Consider the following 17,321-nt stretch of genomic DNA (forward strand, 5'->3'; position numbering starts at 1 on the left):
CACTCACGGCTCGACGAAGCGGTCCGCCTCGTCCTGCGCGGTCGCCTTGGCGAGGTAGTGCACCTTCTTGCCGGTCGCGTTGTACGGCAGCTCGGTGACGAACCGGTAGCGGCGCGGTCGCTTGTAGCGCGCGAGGCCGGGGTGGTCGCTGGTCCACGTCTCGAGCTCGGCGGCCGCCGCGGTGTCGTCCTCGGGCAGGCCACGGTCGGCGCGGACGACGAACGCCACCACGACCTCGCCCCACTGCTCGTCGGGGACGCCCACGACGATGGAGTCGGCGACGCCGGGGTGTTCCTGCAGCACCGCCTCGACCTGGACCGGGTGGACGTTCTCGCCGCCGGAGATGACCATGTCGTCCTTGCGGCCGACGATCGTCACGCGCTCGTGCTCGTCCCACGTGGCGAGGTCACCCGGGTAGAACCAGCCGTTCGCGAACTTCTCGGCCTCGAGCCCGGGGTTCCGGTACGAGTAGCCGGACTTGACGGTGCGGACCGCGAACTCGCCGATCTCGCTGCCGTCCTTCGGGACCGTGTCCGACGGGTCGGCGAGCCGGTCCGGGTACACCCGCACGACCGCGACGTCGTCGTCGGTCGAGGCGCGGCCGGTCGAACCAGCACCGTCGGGGAAGTCCTCGGGGCGCAGGAACGTGTTCCAGAACGTCTCGGTGGTGCCGTACCCGTTGAAGATCCGCGGTGAGAGCAGCTCCTGGTAGCGGAGCGCGGCGGCGCGGTCGAGCGGGGCGCCCATCGTCACGATGCCGTGCAGGCTCGACAGGTCGCGCGGGCGGCGCTCCTGCGCGTTGGCGAGCTGGACGAGGTTCGGCGGCGCTCCGATGAGGAACGTCAGCTGCTCCGACTCCACCAGGTCGAGCACACGGTCGGCGTCGAAGTGGCGCAGGGTGGTCAGCTCGGCGCCGACGTAGAAGACGGGGTTCGGTCCGCCCGAGTACAGCCCGCCACGGTGGAACAGCGGCGACATGTTGAGCGTCTTGTCGAACGGGCTGAGCGGGAAGTGCATGACCACGTCGTGGGCGCTGAGGACCTCGACCAGGCTCGGCAGCGGGACCGGCTTCGGGCGGCCGGTCGTGCCGGAGGTGTAGAGCCGGGTGGTCTCGGCGAAGGTGTCGCGCGGCTCGGTGGCGGCGAGTTCCTCCGCGGTGACCGGGTCAGCGGTCAGCAGGTCGTCGAAGGGCGTCGCGGCGTCCGTGCCCGTACCCTTGTGCGTCTCAGCGCCGACCACGACGACGTGGCGGGGGCGGTGCGGCGCGGTCTCGAGTGCCGCCGCGACGTCAGTGGACCGCACGACGTCGTGGACGAGCACGACGGGCGCCGAGTCCTCGACGATGAACGCGACCTCGTCCGGGGCGAGCCGGAAGTTGGTCGGGGAGAACACGGCGCCGATCCGGTGGCAGGCCAGGTACAGCATGGCGAACTCGGGGCCGTTGAACAGCTCGACCATCACGACGGAGCCCCGTTCGGCGCCGTGCCGCAGCAGCCACCCGCTGACCCGGTCGACGGCGTCACCGAGCTCGGCGTAGGTCCACGAGCGATCGGTGTCGGGGTCGCGCAGGGCCGGGCGTCCGGCGAAGCGGTGGGTGTTCCGCGCGAAGCCGTTGGCGTACGTGTAGCTGTGCTCGAAGACGTCGCGGAAGCGTGTGGCGTCGTAGTCGGATCGGGTCTCGGTCATCGTCGCTCCCTGGGCTCGTCCGGTGCACCCCGGCACCGTCGTGGTGCGTCGCACCGTCGCTCGGTGCGCGCCGTCCGCCACTGTAATGCTCGGCCCACGCGGTGGTGCGGACGTCGGTCGGGGCTGTGGACGGAGGCCGTCGGCTGGTCGGGGCTGTGGACAGAACGCGGCGCCGCCGACAGGCCTGCGCGTGGGCGCCGCCGACAGGCCAGCGCGTGGGCGTCTCCGTCAGGCCTGCGCGTCGGCAGCGTCGGCGTCCGCGACACGGACCCACAGCCAGGTGCCGAGCGCGGCGGCGACGCAGGCACAGGCGATCAGGGCCAGCGCGACCGGCGACACGTGGGTGCCAGCGGGGCCGGAGTAGACCGCCGCGGCCAGGGCCACGCCGACGGCCGCGATCGAGGCGTAGCGCGCCCGCGAGTGCGCCCACAGCGCGCTGCCGGCCGACCCGGCGAGGGGCAACAGCGTCGCGACGAGCGAGCCGAGCCCACCGACGCACAGGGTGATGGCGAACTCCGAGACGATCGCGGTCCAGAACCCGGAGCCCGTGGTCACACTGTGCAGGACCCAGCCCATGGCGGCGAGCACGAGCAGCGCGGTCGACCGGGCGGTCGCGTTCCGAGCGCAGGCGGCGATCCCGGCACCGAGCCGCATCGCGCCGGTGTCGACGTCGGTCCGACCGACCGGCACGAGCAGCACGCCGAGCACCAGGGCGGGGGAGAGGTCCGCCGCCCGGGTGATCCCGCAGGCCACCAGTGCCGTCAGGACGAGCCAGGGGGAGACCCGGAAGGCCACCAGGTGTCGATCGGCCCCGGCTGCCCAGCGCGTCACGAGGACGACCACGGCGGTGAGGACCGTCGTGCCCGCCAGCACCGCGATGGCCAGGCGGACGTAGCGCGCCTCGAGTGCGACGCCGACGCCGAGCAGCGTCAGGACCGCTGCGAGCGTCACGGCGATCGCGACCGAGGCCCAACCGGGCAGCGCGTCGTCACCACGGCGTCGCTCGGACCGCGGGCGGTTGCGGCCCGTGAAGGACCAGAGCCGCAGGGCCACGCGACCGCGCAGCGTGCGGGCGACGAGTCGAGCGGGTCCGGCGACGAGCAGGAGGAACCCGATCGCTGCCGCGGCCGCGAACACCAGGGTGCTCCAGGACGCCGCGGACTGGATCGTCGGAACGGTGCGGTCGAACGAGGTCGCGACGGACCAGTCGCCGGCAGCTCCGGACCAGTCGCGCCCGGAACCGGCGCCGTCCGGCCCCGCTGCGGCGCCGGTGCCGCCGTCGCTGCCGCCTCCGTCGCTGCCGGGCGTGCCGGATCCGGTGGCGCCGCTCCCGGTGGGACCCGGGGTCCCGGTGCCGTTCCCGCCCGCAGGCGCGTGGCCGCCGGCGCCCGTGCTGCTGCCCGAGCTCGGCTGACCGGACGTCGGCCCGGCGCCGGGGGTGCCCGCCCCGGCGCTGACGACGACCGGGACCGATGCCGAGGGGCTCGAGTGGTTGCCGGCGTCGTCGTGCTGCAACGCCATGAGGCCGTGCGACCCGGCGGGCAGGCTCCGCGCCGGGACCGTGCACGCCCACGAGCCGTCCGCTCCGACAGTCGTGCCGCACACCGGAGCGCGGTCGACGTAGACGGTCAGCGTGGCCCGGGGCTCGCCGGTGCCGCCGACGACGAGGTCCCCCGCGGTGATCCGCTGGTCCGAGCGCGGGGAGGTGACGACGGGCGGGGCCGGAGCGTCACGGTCGAACGTCACCGTCGCCGGTGCCGAGGCCGTGCTGCGCAGGTCGGACCGGAAGCCGGCGGCGGTGCTCGCGGTGGCGGTCGCCGTCATCGTGACGGTGCCGTTCGGGTACGGAGCCGCCCCGGTCGACCAGGACACGACCCAGCGGCCGTCGCTGCCGACGGTCGCGGTGCGCTCGGCGGTGGAGCCCGACAGTGCGACCGTGACCGTCGTCCCGACGTCGCCGCTCCCGGCGACGGTCCCGCTGGTCGGCCCTCGCGTGGTGACGACCGGGGGCACGACGACGTCGGCCGCCGGAGCGTCCGCCGTGCGGCGGGAGGCGTCCGTGACGTCCTGCACGGTGAAGACCTGGTGGGGCCCGGTCCGGACGCGACCGGAGCAGGACCAGGCACCGTCCGTGCCGGCGATGGCGGTGCACGTCGAGGCACTCGGGAGGCCGGGGTCGATCACCCGGACACGGTGGCCAGGGGTCGCGGTGCCGGTGAACCGGCCGGTCGCGCTGGTCAGGTCACCCGGGTCGGCGATCGTCGGGTCGACTGCGGGACCGCCCGTCGACGGCGGCGGCGTCGGGGACGACGACGGTGCACCACTCGGTGTCGGGGCCGGCTGCAGGTCGGCCTGCGTGGTCCCCGGGGCCGGGCTCGCCGTCGGCGTGGAGGCCGTGGTCGCGTCCGCCCCGTCGGTCGCCGCGGGCGTCGCCGTAGGGGTGTCGGACGTGGTGGTGCTGGACGTGGTGGTCGTGGACCCGTCCATGCCGTCCGCGGTCGCCGCCGGCGCGACGGTCAGGGTCACGAGGCCCACCGCCAGGGTCGCTGCCAGCGCACTGACCAGGAGCGCACGCGGACGCGCCCGACGACGGCCGCCCCCGACCGCCGCGGTCGTCGAGGACTCCCCACGCGTGCTCATCTCCCCCCATCACACGCGATGAGGACCACTTCGGTCAACACCCCGCGCGGATGAACCTCGGCATACGTCCGCGCTACGCGGTCAGGCCGGACGCGAGGTGTGCATGACTCGGGAATCGCCCGTGAAGCGGTCGGTCGGCGCTGGGGAGCCGCCCGGACCGTTGGTACGATCGCCGGTGGTCCACTCGACCCGATCCGACCCCGACGCAGACCAGGAGCACTCCCGCATGGACACCGGACTCATCACGACCCTGATCGTCGTCGGCGTGGTGGTCGTGGTCCTCGTGGTCGTCGGGATCTGGCTCCGGGTCTCCTACACCGGGCTCCTGTCGCTCAAGGGCCGTGTCGACCAGGCCTGGGGTGACATCGCCACGCAGGTCGAGCGCCGCGCGGAGCTGGTCCCGACGATCGTCGACACCGTGCAGGGGTACGCCACGCACGAGAAGGCGGTCTTCACCGACGTCACCGCTGCCCGTGCCGAGACGCTGAACGCCGGTGACGCCGACACGGCCTCGGCGGCCGAGGGGCACATGCAGAAGGCGCTGAAGAGCGTGTTCGCCATCGCCGAGGGCTACCCGCAACTGCAGTCCAGCCAGGCCTTCCTGCAGTTGCAGACGGAACTCGTCGACACCGAGGACAAGATCCAGGCGGCGCGACGCTCGTACAACGGCGGGGTGCGCGAGCTCAACACGAAGATCCGGGCCTTCCCGAACTCGACCTTCGCCAAGCGCCGCGGGTTCGACCAGGCGTCGTTCTTCGAGACGTCCGAGCCCGCAGCGATCGCCGAACCCCCACGCGTCCAGTTCTGACGCGGCCCGTTCGTCCGCCCGTCAGCTGACGGGGTCCGGCGCGGGGCCTGCGTCGTCGGCCGCGACGTGTGGCACGAGCGGGACACCGAGTGCCCCGGCGAGCGCGGCTGCGGCGGTCCCACGATCGGTCACCTCGACGTCGGTGAGTCCCTGCCACGCGGCGGCACCACGGAGCGTCCGTGCGAGGCGCTCCGGGTCGAGCGCCGCACCGGGCTCCTGCCACGCCGTCCGGACACGCAGGACGCCACGCGCGCGGTCGCTCTTCAGGTCCACCCGACCGACCAGGGCGTCGTCCTGCAGTACGGGGAGCACGTAGTACCCGAACACGCGCTGCGGCGCGGGCGTGTAGATCTCGATCCGGTAGTGGAAGCCGAACATCCGCTCGGCGCGCCGACGGAACCAGACGACCGGGTCGAAGGGGCTGAGCACCGCGTCCGCCGTCACCGCGCGCGGTACCCGGGCGTCCGCGTGCAGCCACGCGGGCTCGCGCCAACCCTCGACCCGCACCGGCAGCAGCATGCCGGCGTCCTGCAGGTCGGCGATGGCGGCAGCGGTGTCGTCCGAGCGCAGTCGCCAGTAGTCGGCGATGTCGGCACGCGTACCGATGCCCAGTGCTCGCGCCGCGCGGCCGACCAGCGTCCGGACCGCGTCGGAGCGCGCGGGTGCAGCGTCGAGGAAACCCGGGGGCAGGACCTGGTCGGGCAGCGCGTACACCCGCTCGAAGCCCGACCTGCCCGCGCTGACGGCGTCGCCCCACCGGAACATCTGCTCGAGTCCGAGCTTGACGTCGCTCCACCCCCACCAGGGGCCCCGCCGCACGTTCGACTCGTGCTCGACGGCACTGGCGGGCATCGGCCCCTCGGCGCGGAGCAGGGCGTGGAGCTCGCGGCGGACGGCCGCGGTGCGCTCGACCCCCTCGGCACGGGTCGGCCCGGCGTCGCGTGCCCGGTACGCGTCCATCTTCCACCGGAACAGCGCCAGGTCCGCCCGGGGGACGAAGGCCGCCTCGTGTGCCCAGTACTCCACGTGCGGAGCCCGAGCGGTCATGGTCAGACGGTCGAGCGTGGCCCGGTCGTAGGCACCGAGGCGGGCGAACAGCGGCAGGTAGTGGCTGCGCTCGAAGACGTTCACGGAGTCGATCTGCAGCAGGCCGAGCCGTCCGACGGCAGCGCTGAGCGTGCGGCTGCCGACGGCGTCGGGCGAGGGCCGGCCGAACCCCTGAGCGGCGAGTGCGACGCGACGCGCCTCGGCAGCGGAGAGCGTGGTCCTGGGCATGGACACGACCCTAGTGAGCGCCGCCGACGCCCCGGGCGCAGGGCCGTATGCCGCATCTGGAACGCAGCCGCGCCGCCGTGGTTACAGTGGCGGAATGGCATGGGGCAAGAAGCAGCAGCACCCCGACCCCGTGGTCGAGGAATCGGTACCGGTCGGCATGCGCATCGCCGGGGCGTGGTCCTGGCGCGTGCTCGTCGTCGTCGGGGTGATCGCGCTCTTCATCTGGCTCATGACGGTGTTCAGCGAGATCCTCATCCCGTTCCTGATCGGCATCATCGTGTCGGCCCTGCTGATCCCGGTCTCGAACTGGATGCAGCGACACCACGTGCCGAAGTGGCTGGCCGTCGTGGTCAGCCTGCTCGGGGGGCTCGCGGCACTCGGCGGCCTGATCTGGCTCGTCGTCGACCAGATCATCGCGTCCTACCCGTCGTTGAAGGAGCGCACGGTCTCGCAGTACGCGAACATCAAGGACCTCGTCCTGAACTCCGGTCTGGGCATCACCCAGTCGGACGTCAACGGATGGCTCAACGACGGCACGAAGTGGCTGCAGGAGAACTCGGGGTCGATCCTCTCCGGGGTGGCCAGTGCCGGATCCGGTGCCACGCACGTGTTCGAGGCGCTGTTCATCATCCTGTTCACGACGATCTTCCTGCTCATCGACGGCAAGAACGTCTGGCGCTGGACCGTGCGGCTCTTCCCGCGCAAGGCCCGCGCCGCGGTCGACGGAGCCGGTGTCGCGGGGTGGATCACCCTGACGAGCTTCATCCGCGTCCAGATCTTCGTCGCGTTCGTCGACGCCGTGGGCATCGGTCTCGGCGCCTGGATCGTCGGACTGTTCTTCGGCGGCCTGCCCCTGGTGATCCCGATCGCCGCGTTCGTCTTCCTCGGGGCCTTCATCCCGGTCGTCGGTGCGATCGTCACCGGCTTCCTCGCCGTGTTCGTCGCACTCATCTTCAACGGGCCGGTGGCCGCGGTGCTGGTCCTCGGCGTCGTCCTGCTCGTCCAGCAGATCGAGGGGCACATCCTGCAGCCCCTGGTCATGGGGAACGCCGTCAAGGTCCACCCACTGGCGGTCGTGCTCGGTGTGACGAGTGCGTCCGGGCTGGCCGGCATCGCCGGGGCCTTCTTCGCGGTGCCGCTCATCGCAACCGTGAACGCCATGGTCACGACGATCGCGAGCGGCCGGTGGCGGCGGCTCGACTCGGACCACGTGCTCGAGGCGACCCCGAAGCGCGGCCAGCACGGGCAGCTACAGCTGTCGCGCCGCCGGCGACACACGGCCGACGACGACGTGCCCGCTCCGGGCAGCGACGCGGACACGACCGCTGCTGAGGGAACCGCCAGCACGAACTGACGTCACCGGTTCGTCACGGGCCGGTCCGACCGGCGATGATGGACCCGTGACCGACACCACCGCGCCGACGATCCCGACCCTCGACGACATCGAGCGGGCGAGGCAGACGATCGCGGGCGTCGCCCGGGTCACCCCGATGGAGACGTCGCAGTTCCTGGGCGAGCTGCTCGGGTCGCCGGTGCACCTGAAGTGCGAGAACCTGCAGCGGACCGGCGCCTACAAGGTGCGCGGTGCCTACAACCGGCTCGCCGCGCTCACCCCGGAACAGCGGGCGAAGGGCGTCGTGGCCGCCAGCGCGGGCAACCACGCGCAGGGGGTGGCGCTGGCCGCGCGCGAACTGGGCATCCCGGCGACGATCTTCACGCCCGTGGGCGTCGCCCTGCCGAAGCTGCAGGCCACGCGGCACTACGGCGCCGAGGTCGTCCTGCGCGGACACTCCGTCGAAGAGGCCCTGTCAGCCGCCAAGGACTTCGCCCACCGCACCGGTGCCGTGTTCATCCCGCCGTTCGACCACCCCGCCGTGATCGCGGGGCAGGGCACCCTCGGGCTCGAGATCCTCGACCAGGTCCCCGACGTCGACACGGTCGTCGTGCCGATCGGCGGCGGCGGGGTCATCTCCGGCATCGCCATCGCGGTGAAGGGCCTGGCCGAACGGCAGGGGCGTACGATCCGCGTGATCGGGGTCCAGGCGGAGAACGCGGCGTCGTACCCGGACTCGCTCGACGCCGGCGAACCGGTCACGATCGCGACCACCCCGACGATCGCCGACGGGATCGCCGTCGCCCGGCCGGGTGACCTGAACTTCCCGATCATCCGCGACCTGGTCGACGACATCGTCACGGTCGCCGACGACGACGTGGCCCGGGCGCTGCTGGTGCTGCTCGAGCGCGCCAAGCTCGTCGTCGAGGCCGCGGGTGCGGTCGGCGTCGCCGCGATCATGTCCGGGGCCGTCCGCGACACCGGCCGGACCGTCGTGCTGCTGAGCGGCGGCAACATCGACCCGCTCATGATGGAGCGGATCATCACACGCGGCCTCGTCGCGGCCTCGCGCTACATCGGCATCCGGATCATGCTGCCCGACCGTCCGGGCCAGCTCGCCCGCGTCGCCCAGGTCATCTCGGACGCCGGCGCGAACGTGGTCGAGGTCCTGCACACCCGTCACGGTCAGGGGCTCGTCATCAGCGAGGTCGGCCTGGACCTGTCGATCGAGGCCCGCGGCCCCGAGCACGCCGAAGAGGTCATCCAGCGCCTGCACGAGGCCGGGTTCCGACCCGAACAACTGCTGCACTGACCCCGATCGCCGCACCGGGCATCAGCACGACGTTCGGGATCGCCGGCACGACGTGAGGATCCCGTCAGTGCCGGGGCCGACACGCTGACCCCGGATCGAAGCTGTCCGCATGACCCTCACCGCGCTCATGCCGTCGCTCCGGGCGAGCCTGCCCGACCCCTTCGACGCCACCTGCTGGCCCGTCCACACCGAACCGACCGTGTCCGACGTGCGGGTCAGTGCGGTGTCGATGTCCCGGCTGGCCGACGTCGCCGGGACGCCCTGCGTGCACACCGCCGAGGAGGCCCCGCCGCGGTGGCGACCGCGTGACTGGACCCCGAGCGGCATGAGCGTGGCGGTGGCGGCGGTCACGGGTGTGGCGCTGGTCGACGGCACGCTGCAGGTCGCCCTCGACGCGGTCGTGCCCGGGTGCGGGGTCCTGGACGAGGTCCGGCTCATCGGGCGGTGCACCACGGCGCCGGCGGTCGTCACACGCATCACCACCACCGCGCCGGCGGATGCCGAGGACCCCACGGAGGAGGCTGGGCGTGCGGCCGTCCTGCCGTCCGACGTGGCCGTCGGCGACCTGGTCTGCTTCCCGTGCCGACGCGCCCTGACGCACCGCGACGTCGCCGCCATCGTGCCGGCGCACCGCGACGTCACCGGGATCGAGACGGCGGTGTCCCTATGACCGCGACGATGCCGGCGCACGCACACCGGGCCTCCCGGCTGGTGACCCGCGTGACGGACGGTGCCCACTGCTGGGGCCGCCTGTCGGAGCGTCCGGTGGGACGCACCATGTGGAGCACCCGGACCCTCGTGGTGTTCGCTCCCGGGACGGACCGTCGCGAGCGTGCCCTGCTGCGCGCGTGGCACGCGTGGGGGACCGTCGGCGCGGTCCTCGGCGTCGTCGCGATGGCGGCGACCGCGAGCGTGACCGGACCGTTGACCCTCGCCGGCCTCGCGGTCGGGGCCGTGGTCTACGGCAGCGGCTTCGCGGTGCTCGGTGCCGCGACCCGACGGCTGCGGCCGCTGGTCCGCAGCTGCACGGTGACCACCTTCCACGGCAACGGTCGACCGGAGGTGCACGGCGACGTGCGGCTGTTGACCGTGGGACTCGACACGCTCTCGCTGCTCGAGACGGCGTTGCGCTCGGGGCGCATCACGCCGGTCGAGTTCGAGCTGGCGTGGTCCGACGTCTGGCGGTCGATGCCGCGCTGACCGCTGACCGCTGACCGCGGACTACGGCTCGTAGCGCTCGACCTTCGTGACCTCGACGGCGATCTCCTTGCCGTTCGGGGCGGTGTAGTGCGCGGAGTCCCCGGCACGCAGGCCCACGATCGCGGCACCGACCGGGCTGACCGGGCTGTAGACGGTGAGGTCCGAGCCCTCGGCGACGATCTCGCGGCTGCCGACCAGGAAGGTCGAGGGGTCGCCGGCGATCGTGGCGGTGACGACGGTGCCCGGCTCGACGGTGCCGTCGAACTCGGCCTCGGTCACGGTGGCGGTCTTCAGCAGGTTCGTGAGGACGCGGATGCGGGCCTCGATCTTGCCCTGCTCGTCCTTGGCGGCGTGGTAGCCACCGTTCTCCTTGAGGTCGCCCTCTTCGCGCGCGGCCTCGATGCGGCGGGCGATCTCGGCGCGACCCTCGCCGCTGAGTTCCTCGAGCTCCGCCTTGAGACGGTCGTACGCGTCCTGCGTCAGCCAGGTGGCCTGCGTGTCGTTGCTCATGTCTGTCATCCCTTCGGCCGGGGTGGGACGGTCGTCCCGTCGGCCATGAAAGCGCGCTGGGACACCGGTCCCGTCGGCCATGGAAAACGAGACCGACCGGAGCGGTCGGTCTCGTCAGGCGAATCAGGGCAGTCTAGGGAACCCAGCAGGTGTGGATCAAGCCGGTCACGCCGCGAGTCGTGGTGTTCACCGATGTCGTGATCGACCGGGTGCGTTCCGTGGACGGGGGCAGCGTCACGACCTTCCACCCGACGATCGTGTACGACTTGTCGAGGACCTGCACGGCGCACTTCATGGTCGTGCCCGGGTCCACCGAGACCTGCGAGTCGACGGTGGCGCGGTGCTCGGAGACGATCTTGTAGCCCACGTCGTCGGAGTCGATCCCGTGCGAGGTCTGCCCGGGTCCGGCCCAGATCACCCAGGCGCCTAAGACGACCACGATGGCGGCCGCGACGACGATGCCGATCAGGCGGCTGCGGCGCGCGCGGCTGGGGGTGCGGCCGTAGCGGTCGTCGAGCGTGGCGGTGGGCTGTTCGGACAGTGGGTGCTCCCGGGGTGGATATCCTGGTCCCAGGGTAGGCCACGCAGTGCGTGTGCCACCTGGACCCCTGATCGCCAGCAGTGAGGATGCCTGAGTGCCCTACCGCTTGATGGCCGTGCACGCCCACCCCGACGACGAGTCGAGCAAGGGAGCCGCCACCGCTGCGAAGTACGTGGCCGAGGGCAACCAGGTCCTGGTCGTGTCGTGCACCGGGGGCGAGGCCGGCGACATCCTCAACGACCAGCTCGGCGAACCCGCCACCAGTCGGGCGCACCGCGACATGGCCGGCTTCCGTCGTGGGGAGATGGCCGCGGCGCAGGCGGCGATGGGCATCGACCACGTCTGGCTCGGGTACCACGACTCGGGGCTCCCCGACGCCGAGAAGGGCGAGACGGTCCGTCCCGGCACGTTCTCGACCGTGCCGCTGGAGTACTCGACCGAGGCGCTCGTCCGTGTCGTGCGCCGGTTCCGTCCGCACGTGCTCGTCACCTACGACGAGAACGGCGGCTACCCGCACCCGGACCACATCCGCACGCACGAGGTCTCGTTGGCGGCCTGGCGCGACGCCGGCGACCCGACGAAGTACCCGGACGCCGGCGAACCGTGGGAGATCGCGAAGCTCTACTACGAGCGCACGATGAACCCGCGTCGCTTCCGCACGGTCTTCGACGCCCTGGTGGAACGCGACCCGGACAGCCCCGCGATCGAGCAGCTCCGCGAGTGGGTGGAGCGCTTCGCCGACCGGCCGGACCTCGCCACGACGCACGTCGACGTCCACGAGCACTTCGACGCTCGGGACGCAGCGCTGCGCGCCCACGCGAGCCAGGTGCCGCCGGACAGCGCCTTCTTCTTCTGGCCGCACGACCTCCTCGCGACGGTGTGGCCGACCGAGGACTACCAGCTCGTCGAGGCCCGTGTGCCCACCGACCTGCCGGAGTCCGACCTCTTCGCAGGGATCCCACCGGAACAGGACGACAACGCGTGAGCACCATCGCGGCGGTACTCGCCGCCACCCCGAGCCCCAGCCCCACCTCGGCCGTCCCGGACGTCGACGTCACCCCCGGGGTGGTCGGCTTCATCGCGATCGCCCTGGTCGCGGTCGCCACGATCCTGCTGATCGTCGACATGACGCGGCGCATCCGCCGCACCCGCTACCGCGCCGAGATCCGCGAGCGCCTGGAGTCGGAGTCGCGGGGCGATGCCCCGGCGGACGGCCCGGCGGAGCCGGGTCGCACCGACGTCGGCGACGACACCGAACGCGGGTAGCGCGACCCGTCCACGGACAGGAGGCTCGGGGCGGGGCCGCCACGCGCCTCCCGTCCGGCGCGTGCGCGGTCAGCGCGCGTAGGGGGTCGAAGCGCGCGTAGCGGGTCGAATCGCGCGTACGAGGTCGGAAGTTCCGACCGACCACGCGCGATTCGACTTTCCATGGCACGCGTGATGGGACGGAAGTGCCCGGCTCGCGTCAGCGGACCGGGTGGAGCGCCACGATGAGGATCCCGGCCCACTGCGCGGCGAACGCGGCGACCGTGAGCGCGTGGAAGACCTCGTGGAAGCCGAACACCTTCGCCGAGGGGTTCGGCCACTTGAACCCGTAGACGACGGCGCCGATGACGTACGCCAGCCCGCCGGCGAGCACCAGCACGGTCATGGGCACGCTGGCGGCGAAGAGCTGCGGCAGGATCCCGAGCGCGGCCATGCCGAGCGCGAGGTACAGCGGGACGTACAGCCACCGGGGTGCGCCGATCCAGAAGACGCGGAACGCCACACCGAGCAGCGCGCCGCCCCACATCACCCAGAGCACCGTGACCATCAGCGTGTGCGGCAGCGCGCAGACGGCGACGGGCGTGTAGGTGCCCGCGATGAGCAGGAAGATGTTCGTGTGGTCGATGCGCTTGAGCACGCGCTTGACCACCGGCCCCCACGGGAAGCGGTGGTAGGTCGCCGAGACGCCGAACATCACGAGCGACGTCGCCATGAACACGGCCGAGCCGGCCTTCGCAGCCGGGGTCGCCGCCAGGGTGACCAGGACGATGCCCATGGCCAGCGCGAACGGGAACGTGCCGAGGTGGATCCACCCGCGCCAGGCCGGACGGTCGTCCGCGGCGGTGGCTGCCTCTTCGGTGAAGGGGACGTGGGGGAGGGTCTCGGCGCCCCGGTCGTGCTGCATGCCCCGACGATATGGCCGGCCCGTGTCGCTCGGCTGGGAGTCGGCACCGAGGCCTCGTGCACTACGCTCGTCGCGTGACGGGCAAGCTGGGATGGGCGGGACGCGGGATCCTCTACCGCGCGTACCAGCAGCGCATCCGCAAGGAGATCGAGAACGCCCCGAAGCCGAAGCACGTCGCGATGATCGTGGACGGGAACCGGCGGTGGGCGAAGCAGCTCGGACTCGAGACCGCCGCCCACGGGCACCGCGCCGGCGCCGCGAAGATCCCCGAGTTCCTGTCGTGGTGCGACGACCTCGGCGTGCAGGTCGTCACGCTGTACCTGCTGTCCGCGGACAACCTCAAGGGCCGTGGCGGCGACGAGCTCGAACAGCTCATCGACATCATCGCGACCCTGGCGGACCGGCTGTCGCACCACCGCTCGTGGCGGGTGCAGCACGTGGGGTCGAACGACGGGCTCCCCGACGACCTGGTCACGGCGCTCACCGAGGCCGAGGCCCGCAGCGCCGACCACACCGGGCTCCACATCAACCTGGCGGTCGGTTACGGCGGACGCCGCGAGATCGCCGATGCCATGCGCAGCATCGTCCGGGCGCACGGCGAGGGTGGCGGCACGCTCGACACCCTGGCCGAGGTCCTGACGCCCGAGCTCATCGGCGACCACCTCTACACGCAGGGGCAGCCCGACCCCGACCTGATGATCCGGACGTCCGGGGAGCAGCGGCTGTCGGACTTCATGCTGTGGCAGAGCGCGCACAGCGAGTTCTACTTCGTCGAGGCGTTCTACCCGGACCTGCGCGAGGTCGACTTCCTGCGCGCGGTCCGCGACTTCGGGCTGCGGTCGCGCCGGTTCGGCGGCTGAGTGCGCCCGCGCCCGCCGGGCGGCTGAGTGCGCGCATCGGCCGGTCGGTCGCTCGTCTCGATACGTCCCAGTAGGCTCTCAGGGTTCTGTTCCCCCGAAAGGTGCACCCTGTGACCACGATCGACGAGTACGCCGCCGGCTTCGCCGAGGACCCCGGCTACCTCGACCACGCGGCGTTCGGCCCGGTCCAGACCGCCGTGCTCGAGGAGCAGCGGGTCCTCGGGACGATCCAGGCACACATGCGCTTCGGGGCGATGGAGACCCTCGACGAGCAGGACGCACGACTCCGCGCCGTCGCCGCTCGATTGGTCGGCCGGCGCGAGGACCAGGTGGTCTCGCAGACGGCGACCACGCCCGGCCTGCTGCACACCGCGTTCGGGCTCACCGGCGGCGTCCTCGTCGCGGCGGACGACTACCCGTCGATGCCGCTCGCGCTCGCGAGTGCCGCTTCGGCCACGGGCGGCCGCGTCCGTCCCGTCGTGATCGAGTCCGGCGCGGGCTGGATCACCCCGGCCCTGGTCCGAGAACGGCTCGAGGGCACCGGCGACGACGTCACCGCGGTCGCCGTCTCGCTGGTCGACTGGCGTACCGGGTACCTCACCGACCTCGCCGCGATGCGCGAGGCCGTCGGCGACCGACTGCTCGTCGTCGACGCCATCCAGGGCTTCGGCGTGGTGGACGCCGCGTACGAAGCCGCCGACGTCGTCGCCACCGGCGGGCAGAAGTGGTTGCACGCGGGGTGGGGCACCGGGTTCACGTCCTTCAGCGACCGCGCGCTGAACCGTCTGCGTCCGGCGCTGTCCGGCCCGCACGGCACGACCGGCTGGCCCCTCGAGGTGCCATCGGTCAAGCCCGGAGCCGCCGGGTTCACCATGACGCGCATCGACCCCGTCGCGCAGGCACGCATGGCCGTCGCCCTCGAGCGGCTGACCGCCGTCGGGGTCGCCGCGGTGCAGGAGCGCGTGTCGGACCGCGTCGAGCGGGTGTTCGCCATCGCCGACGAGTTCAGGCTCGAGGTCGAGTCGAGCCGCGACCCCGCCGAGCGCGCGGGCATCGTCGTGCTGCGGCCAGCCGAGGGGCGGCTGACCGCGCTGACGGCGGCGCTGCACAACCACGGCGTCACGGCGAGCACCCGGCTCGGCACCGTCCGCGTGTCGGTCTTCGCGTCGACCACAGACGAGACGCTCGACATGTTCCGCGACGCCTGCATCTCGTACGCCACGTCGTTCTGACGGGCTGCCCGTCCGGTCTCCATCGCGAAAGCGACAGATCACCACGGACGGTCAGGGGAAATCTGTCGCTTTCGCGGGGTGTGCGGCGGGACCGCCGGACGGGAGGCGCGTGGCGGCGCCGCCACGCGCCTCCCGTCCGGCGTGTGTCCCGTTCACGTGACCGTAACCTGCGGATCAGCGTGTCGGGGATCGCGTGTCGGGGGCCCGTCGTAGGTTGACCGCATCGGGCACCGCGCCCGATCGAAGCGGCCACAGTCGGTGCTTCGGGACCCGCTCCGTGGCCGTGTCGAGGACAAGGACCGGGCCCGTCGCGGCCCGGGGATGGAGTGGTCGTGACCTCTCAGAACGTCTCCCACGGAACCTCGTCAGCAGCGTCGACAACGGTCGGCACCGCCCAGCGCACCTACGTGCTGGACACCTCGGTGTTGCTGAGTGATCCGCGGGCCCTGTTCCGCTTCGACGAGCACGCGGTCGTGCTGCCCGTCGTGGTCGTCAGCGAACTCGAGTCCAAGCGCAACGACCCGGAGATCGGGTACTTCGCCCGGCAGGCCCTCCGCATCCTCGACGAGCTCCGCGTCGAACACGAACGCCTCGACTTCCCCGTCGCGGTCGGTGACGGCGGCTCACTCCGGGTCGAGCTCAACCACTCGAACCAGTCCGTCCTGCCGTCCGGACTGCAGCTCGGCGACAACGACTCCCGCATCCTCGCGGTCGCGATGAACCTGGCGAACGACGGCCTCGACGTGGTCGTCGTGTCGAAGGACCTGCCGCTGCGGGTCAAGGCGGCGTCGGTCGGCCTCGCGGCCGAGGAGTACCGCGCCGAGCTCGCCGTCGACTCCGGGTACACGGGCATCACCGAACTGCAGGTGTCCGGCGAGCAGATGTCCGACCTGTACGAGCGCGAGGAGATCGCGTCCTCGCAGCTGTCGGGCGTGCCGGTGAACACCGGGGTCGTCATCCACTCCGAGCGCGGGTCGGCGCTCGGCCGCGTGCACACCGCCGGGTCGGTGGCCCTGGTGCGCGGCGACCGCGAGGTCTTCGGCCTCCGCGGCCGGTCCGCCGAACAGCGTCTGGCGATCGACGCGCTGCTCGACCCGGAGATCGGCATCGTCTCGCTCGGCGGCAGCGCTGGGACGGGCAAGTCGGCGCTGGCCCTGTGCGCCGGACTCGAGGCCGTCCTCGAACGCCAGCAGCACAAGAAGATCATGGTCTTCCGGCCGCTGTACGCGGTGGGCGGGCAGGAGCTCGGGTTCCTGCCGGGCGACGCCAGCGAGAAGATGAACCCGTGGGCACAGGCGGTGTACGACACCCTCGGCGCGCTGGTCTCGGACAACGTGCTGGACGAGGTCGTCGAGCGCGGCATGCTCGAGGTCCTGCCGCTCACCCACATCCGCGGGCGCTCCCTGCACGACGCGTTCGTGATCGTCGACGAGGCCCAGTCCCTCGAACGCAACGTCCTCCTGACGATGCTGTCCCGGATCGGGCAGAACTCCCGCGTGGTGCTCACCCACGACGTCGCACAGCGCGACAACCTGCGGGTCGGCCGGCACGACGGGGTCGCCTCGGTGATCGAGCGGCTCAAGGGGCACCCGCTGTTCGCGCACGTCACGTTGACGCGGTCTGAGCGCTCCGCGATCGCGGCGCTCGTGACGGAGATGCTCGACTCGCCCGACCTCGTGTAGTCGGGTCCGTCGCCGAAGCGACAGATCACGCGCTCGCGCAATCGAGTCTCTTGCGAAAGCGACAGTTCTCCC

General features: G+C 72.2%; 16 protein-coding genes. 10 read left to right on the forward strand and 6 right to left on the reverse strand.

All coding sequences use genetic code 11. From position 1 onward, the window contains the following. Nucleotides 1-3 precede the first annotated feature (3 nt). Together BIU90_RS11955 and BIU90_RS18725 are read right to left on the reverse strand one after the other, a co-directional pair. Nucleotides 4-1,686, reverse strand: coding sequence for a class I adenylate-forming enzyme family protein (locus tag BIU90_RS11955; protein WP_071300481.1), 1,683 nt, complete (start codon nucleotides 1,684-1,686; stop codon nucleotides 4-6). Between the two features lie 228 nt (nucleotides 1,687-1,914). Further along, entirely contained in the window at nucleotides 1,915-4,326 is a 2,412-nt protein-coding gene (locus tag BIU90_RS18725; protein WP_071300457.1) for an Ig-like domain-containing protein, read from the reverse strand. 226 nt (nucleotides 4,327-4,552) lie between these two features. Between BIU90_RS18725 and BIU90_RS11965 the strand changes: the two genes are divergently transcribed. Next, nucleotides 4,553-5,134, forward strand: coding sequence for a LemA family protein (locus BIU90_RS11965; RefSeq protein ID WP_071300482.1), 582 nt, complete (start codon nucleotides 4,553-4,555; stop codon nucleotides 5,132-5,134). Nucleotides 5,135-5,155: 21 nt separating this feature from the next. Here BIU90_RS11965 and BIU90_RS11970 read toward each other — a convergent pair whose 3' ends face one another. Beyond that, a complete protein-coding gene (locus tag BIU90_RS11970) occupies nucleotides 5,156-6,409 on the reverse strand; it encodes a winged helix-turn-helix domain-containing protein (RefSeq protein ID WP_071300458.1) in 1,254 nt (417 codons plus the stop codon). Nucleotides 6,410-6,503: 94 nt separating this feature from the next. Between BIU90_RS11970 and BIU90_RS11975 the strand changes: the two genes are divergently transcribed. From BIU90_RS11975 to BIU90_RS11990, 4 genes are all read left to right on the forward strand, one after another. Continuing rightward, entirely contained in the window at nucleotides 6,504-7,763 is a 1,260-nt protein-coding gene (locus BIU90_RS11975; protein ID WP_254787035.1) for an AI-2E family transporter, read from the forward strand. 46 nt (nucleotides 7,764-7,809) lie between these two features. After that, complete coding sequence (gene ilvA, locus BIU90_RS11980; RefSeq protein ID WP_071300459.1) at nucleotides 7,810-9,054, forward strand: threonine ammonia-lyase; 1,245 nt, start codon at nucleotides 7,810-7,812, stop codon at nucleotides 9,052-9,054. A gap of 109 nt (nucleotides 9,055-9,163) precedes the next feature. Then, nucleotides 9,164-9,724, forward strand: a complete 561-nt coding sequence (locus tag BIU90_RS11985) for a hypothetical protein (RefSeq protein WP_071300460.1) — start codon at nucleotides 9,164-9,166, stop codon at nucleotides 9,722-9,724. An 8-nt stretch (nucleotides 9,725-9,732) separates the two neighbouring features. Next, nucleotides 9,733-10,254 (forward strand): DUF6611 family protein, encoded by a 522-nt coding sequence (locus tag BIU90_RS11990; RefSeq protein WP_368086280.1) that lies wholly within the window; start codon nucleotides 9,733-9,735, stop codon nucleotides 10,252-10,254. 21 nt (nucleotides 10,255-10,275) lie between these two features. Here BIU90_RS11990 and greA read toward each other — a convergent pair whose 3' ends face one another. Beyond that, complete coding sequence (greA, locus tag BIU90_RS11995) at nucleotides 10,276-10,764, reverse strand: transcription elongation factor GreA (protein WP_071300462.1); 489 nt, start codon at nucleotides 10,762-10,764, stop codon at nucleotides 10,276-10,278. A 133-nt stretch (nucleotides 10,765-10,897) separates the two neighbouring features. Then, nucleotides 10,898-11,386 (reverse strand): DUF4307 domain-containing protein, encoded by a 489-nt coding sequence (locus BIU90_RS18730; protein ID WP_083403928.1) that lies wholly within the window; start codon nucleotides 11,384-11,386, stop codon nucleotides 10,898-10,900. Between the two features lie 13 nt (nucleotides 11,387-11,399). On the opposite strand from BIU90_RS18730, the gene mca reads away from it, so the two are divergent. After that, on the forward strand, nucleotides 11,400-12,290 hold the full coding sequence (gene mca / locus BIU90_RS12005) for a mycothiol conjugate amidase Mca (protein ID WP_139195251.1): 891 nt from the start codon (nucleotides 11,400-11,402) through the stop codon (nucleotides 12,288-12,290). Beyond that, nucleotides 12,287-12,571, forward strand: coding sequence for a hypothetical protein (locus BIU90_RS12010; protein ID WP_071300465.1), 285 nt, complete (start codon nucleotides 12,287-12,289; stop codon nucleotides 12,569-12,571). Before mca ends, BIU90_RS12010 begins: the two co-directional genes overlap by 4 nt. Before the next feature lie 199 nt (nucleotides 12,572-12,770). Here BIU90_RS12010 and BIU90_RS12015 read toward each other — a convergent pair whose 3' ends face one another. Next, entirely contained in the window at nucleotides 12,771-13,475 is a 705-nt protein-coding gene (locus BIU90_RS12015; RefSeq protein ID WP_071300466.1) for a hemolysin III family protein, read from the reverse strand. Nucleotides 13,476-13,549: 74 nt separating this feature from the next. Between BIU90_RS12015 and BIU90_RS12020 the strand changes: the two genes are divergently transcribed. The 3 genes from BIU90_RS12020 (at nucleotide 13,550) to BIU90_RS12030 (ending at nucleotide 17,249) form a co-directional block, all read left to right on the forward strand. After that, entirely contained in the window at nucleotides 13,550-14,335 is a 786-nt protein-coding gene (locus tag BIU90_RS12020) for an isoprenyl transferase (RefSeq protein WP_254787036.1), read from the forward strand. A gap of 110 nt (nucleotides 14,336-14,445) precedes the next feature. After that, on the forward strand, nucleotides 14,446-15,567 hold the full coding sequence (locus BIU90_RS12025) for an aminotransferase class V-fold PLP-dependent enzyme (RefSeq protein ID WP_071300467.1): 1,122 nt from the start codon (nucleotides 14,446-14,448) through the stop codon (nucleotides 15,565-15,567). A 332-nt stretch (nucleotides 15,568-15,899) separates the two neighbouring features. Next, nucleotides 15,900-17,249, forward strand: a complete 1,350-nt coding sequence (locus BIU90_RS12030) for a PhoH family protein (protein WP_254787037.1) — start codon at nucleotides 15,900-15,902, stop codon at nucleotides 17,247-17,249. The last annotated feature ends 72 nt before the right edge of the window (nucleotides 17,250-17,321 follow it).

Origin of the sequence: Curtobacterium sp. MCBA15_001 (assembly GCF_001864835.1) — a bacterium.
In the GTDB taxonomy this organism is placed as follows: Bacteria; Actinomycetota; Actinomycetes; order Actinomycetales; family Microbacteriaceae; genus Curtobacterium.

Bases quoted from the DNA above. Each gene is read 5' to 3' on its own strand.
- BIU90_RS11955 (WP_071300481.1), bottom strand. From the start codon at position 1,686: ATGACCGAGACCCGATCCGACTACGACGCCACACGCTTCCGCGACGTC.
- BIU90_RS18725 (WP_071300457.1), bottom strand. From the start codon at position 4,326: ATGAGCACGCGTGGGGAGTCCTCGACGACCGCGGCGGTCGGGGGCGGC.
- BIU90_RS11965 (WP_071300482.1), top strand. From the start codon at position 4,553: ATGGACACCGGACTCATCACGACCCTGATCGTCGTCGGCGTGGTGGTC.
- BIU90_RS11970 (WP_071300458.1), bottom strand. From the start codon at position 6,409: ATGCCCAGGACCACGCTCTCCGCTGCCGAGGCGCGTCGCGTCGCACTC.
- BIU90_RS11975 (WP_254787035.1), top strand. From the start codon at position 6,504: ATGGCATGGGGCAAGAAGCAGCAGCACCCCGACCCCGTGGTCGAGGAA.
- BIU90_RS11985 (WP_071300460.1), top strand. From the start codon at position 9,164: ATGACCCTCACCGCGCTCATGCCGTCGCTCCGGGCGAGCCTGCCCGAC.
- BIU90_RS11990 (WP_368086280.1), top strand. From the start codon at position 9,733: ATGCCGGCGCACGCACACCGGGCCTCCCGGCTGGTGACCCGCGTGACG.
- greA (WP_071300462.1), bottom strand. From the start codon at position 10,764: ATGAGCAACGACACGCAGGCCACCTGGCTGACGCAGGACGCGTACGAC.
- BIU90_RS12015 (WP_071300466.1), bottom strand. From the start codon at position 13,475: ATGCAGCACGACCGGGGCGCCGAGACCCTCCCCCACGTCCCCTTCACC.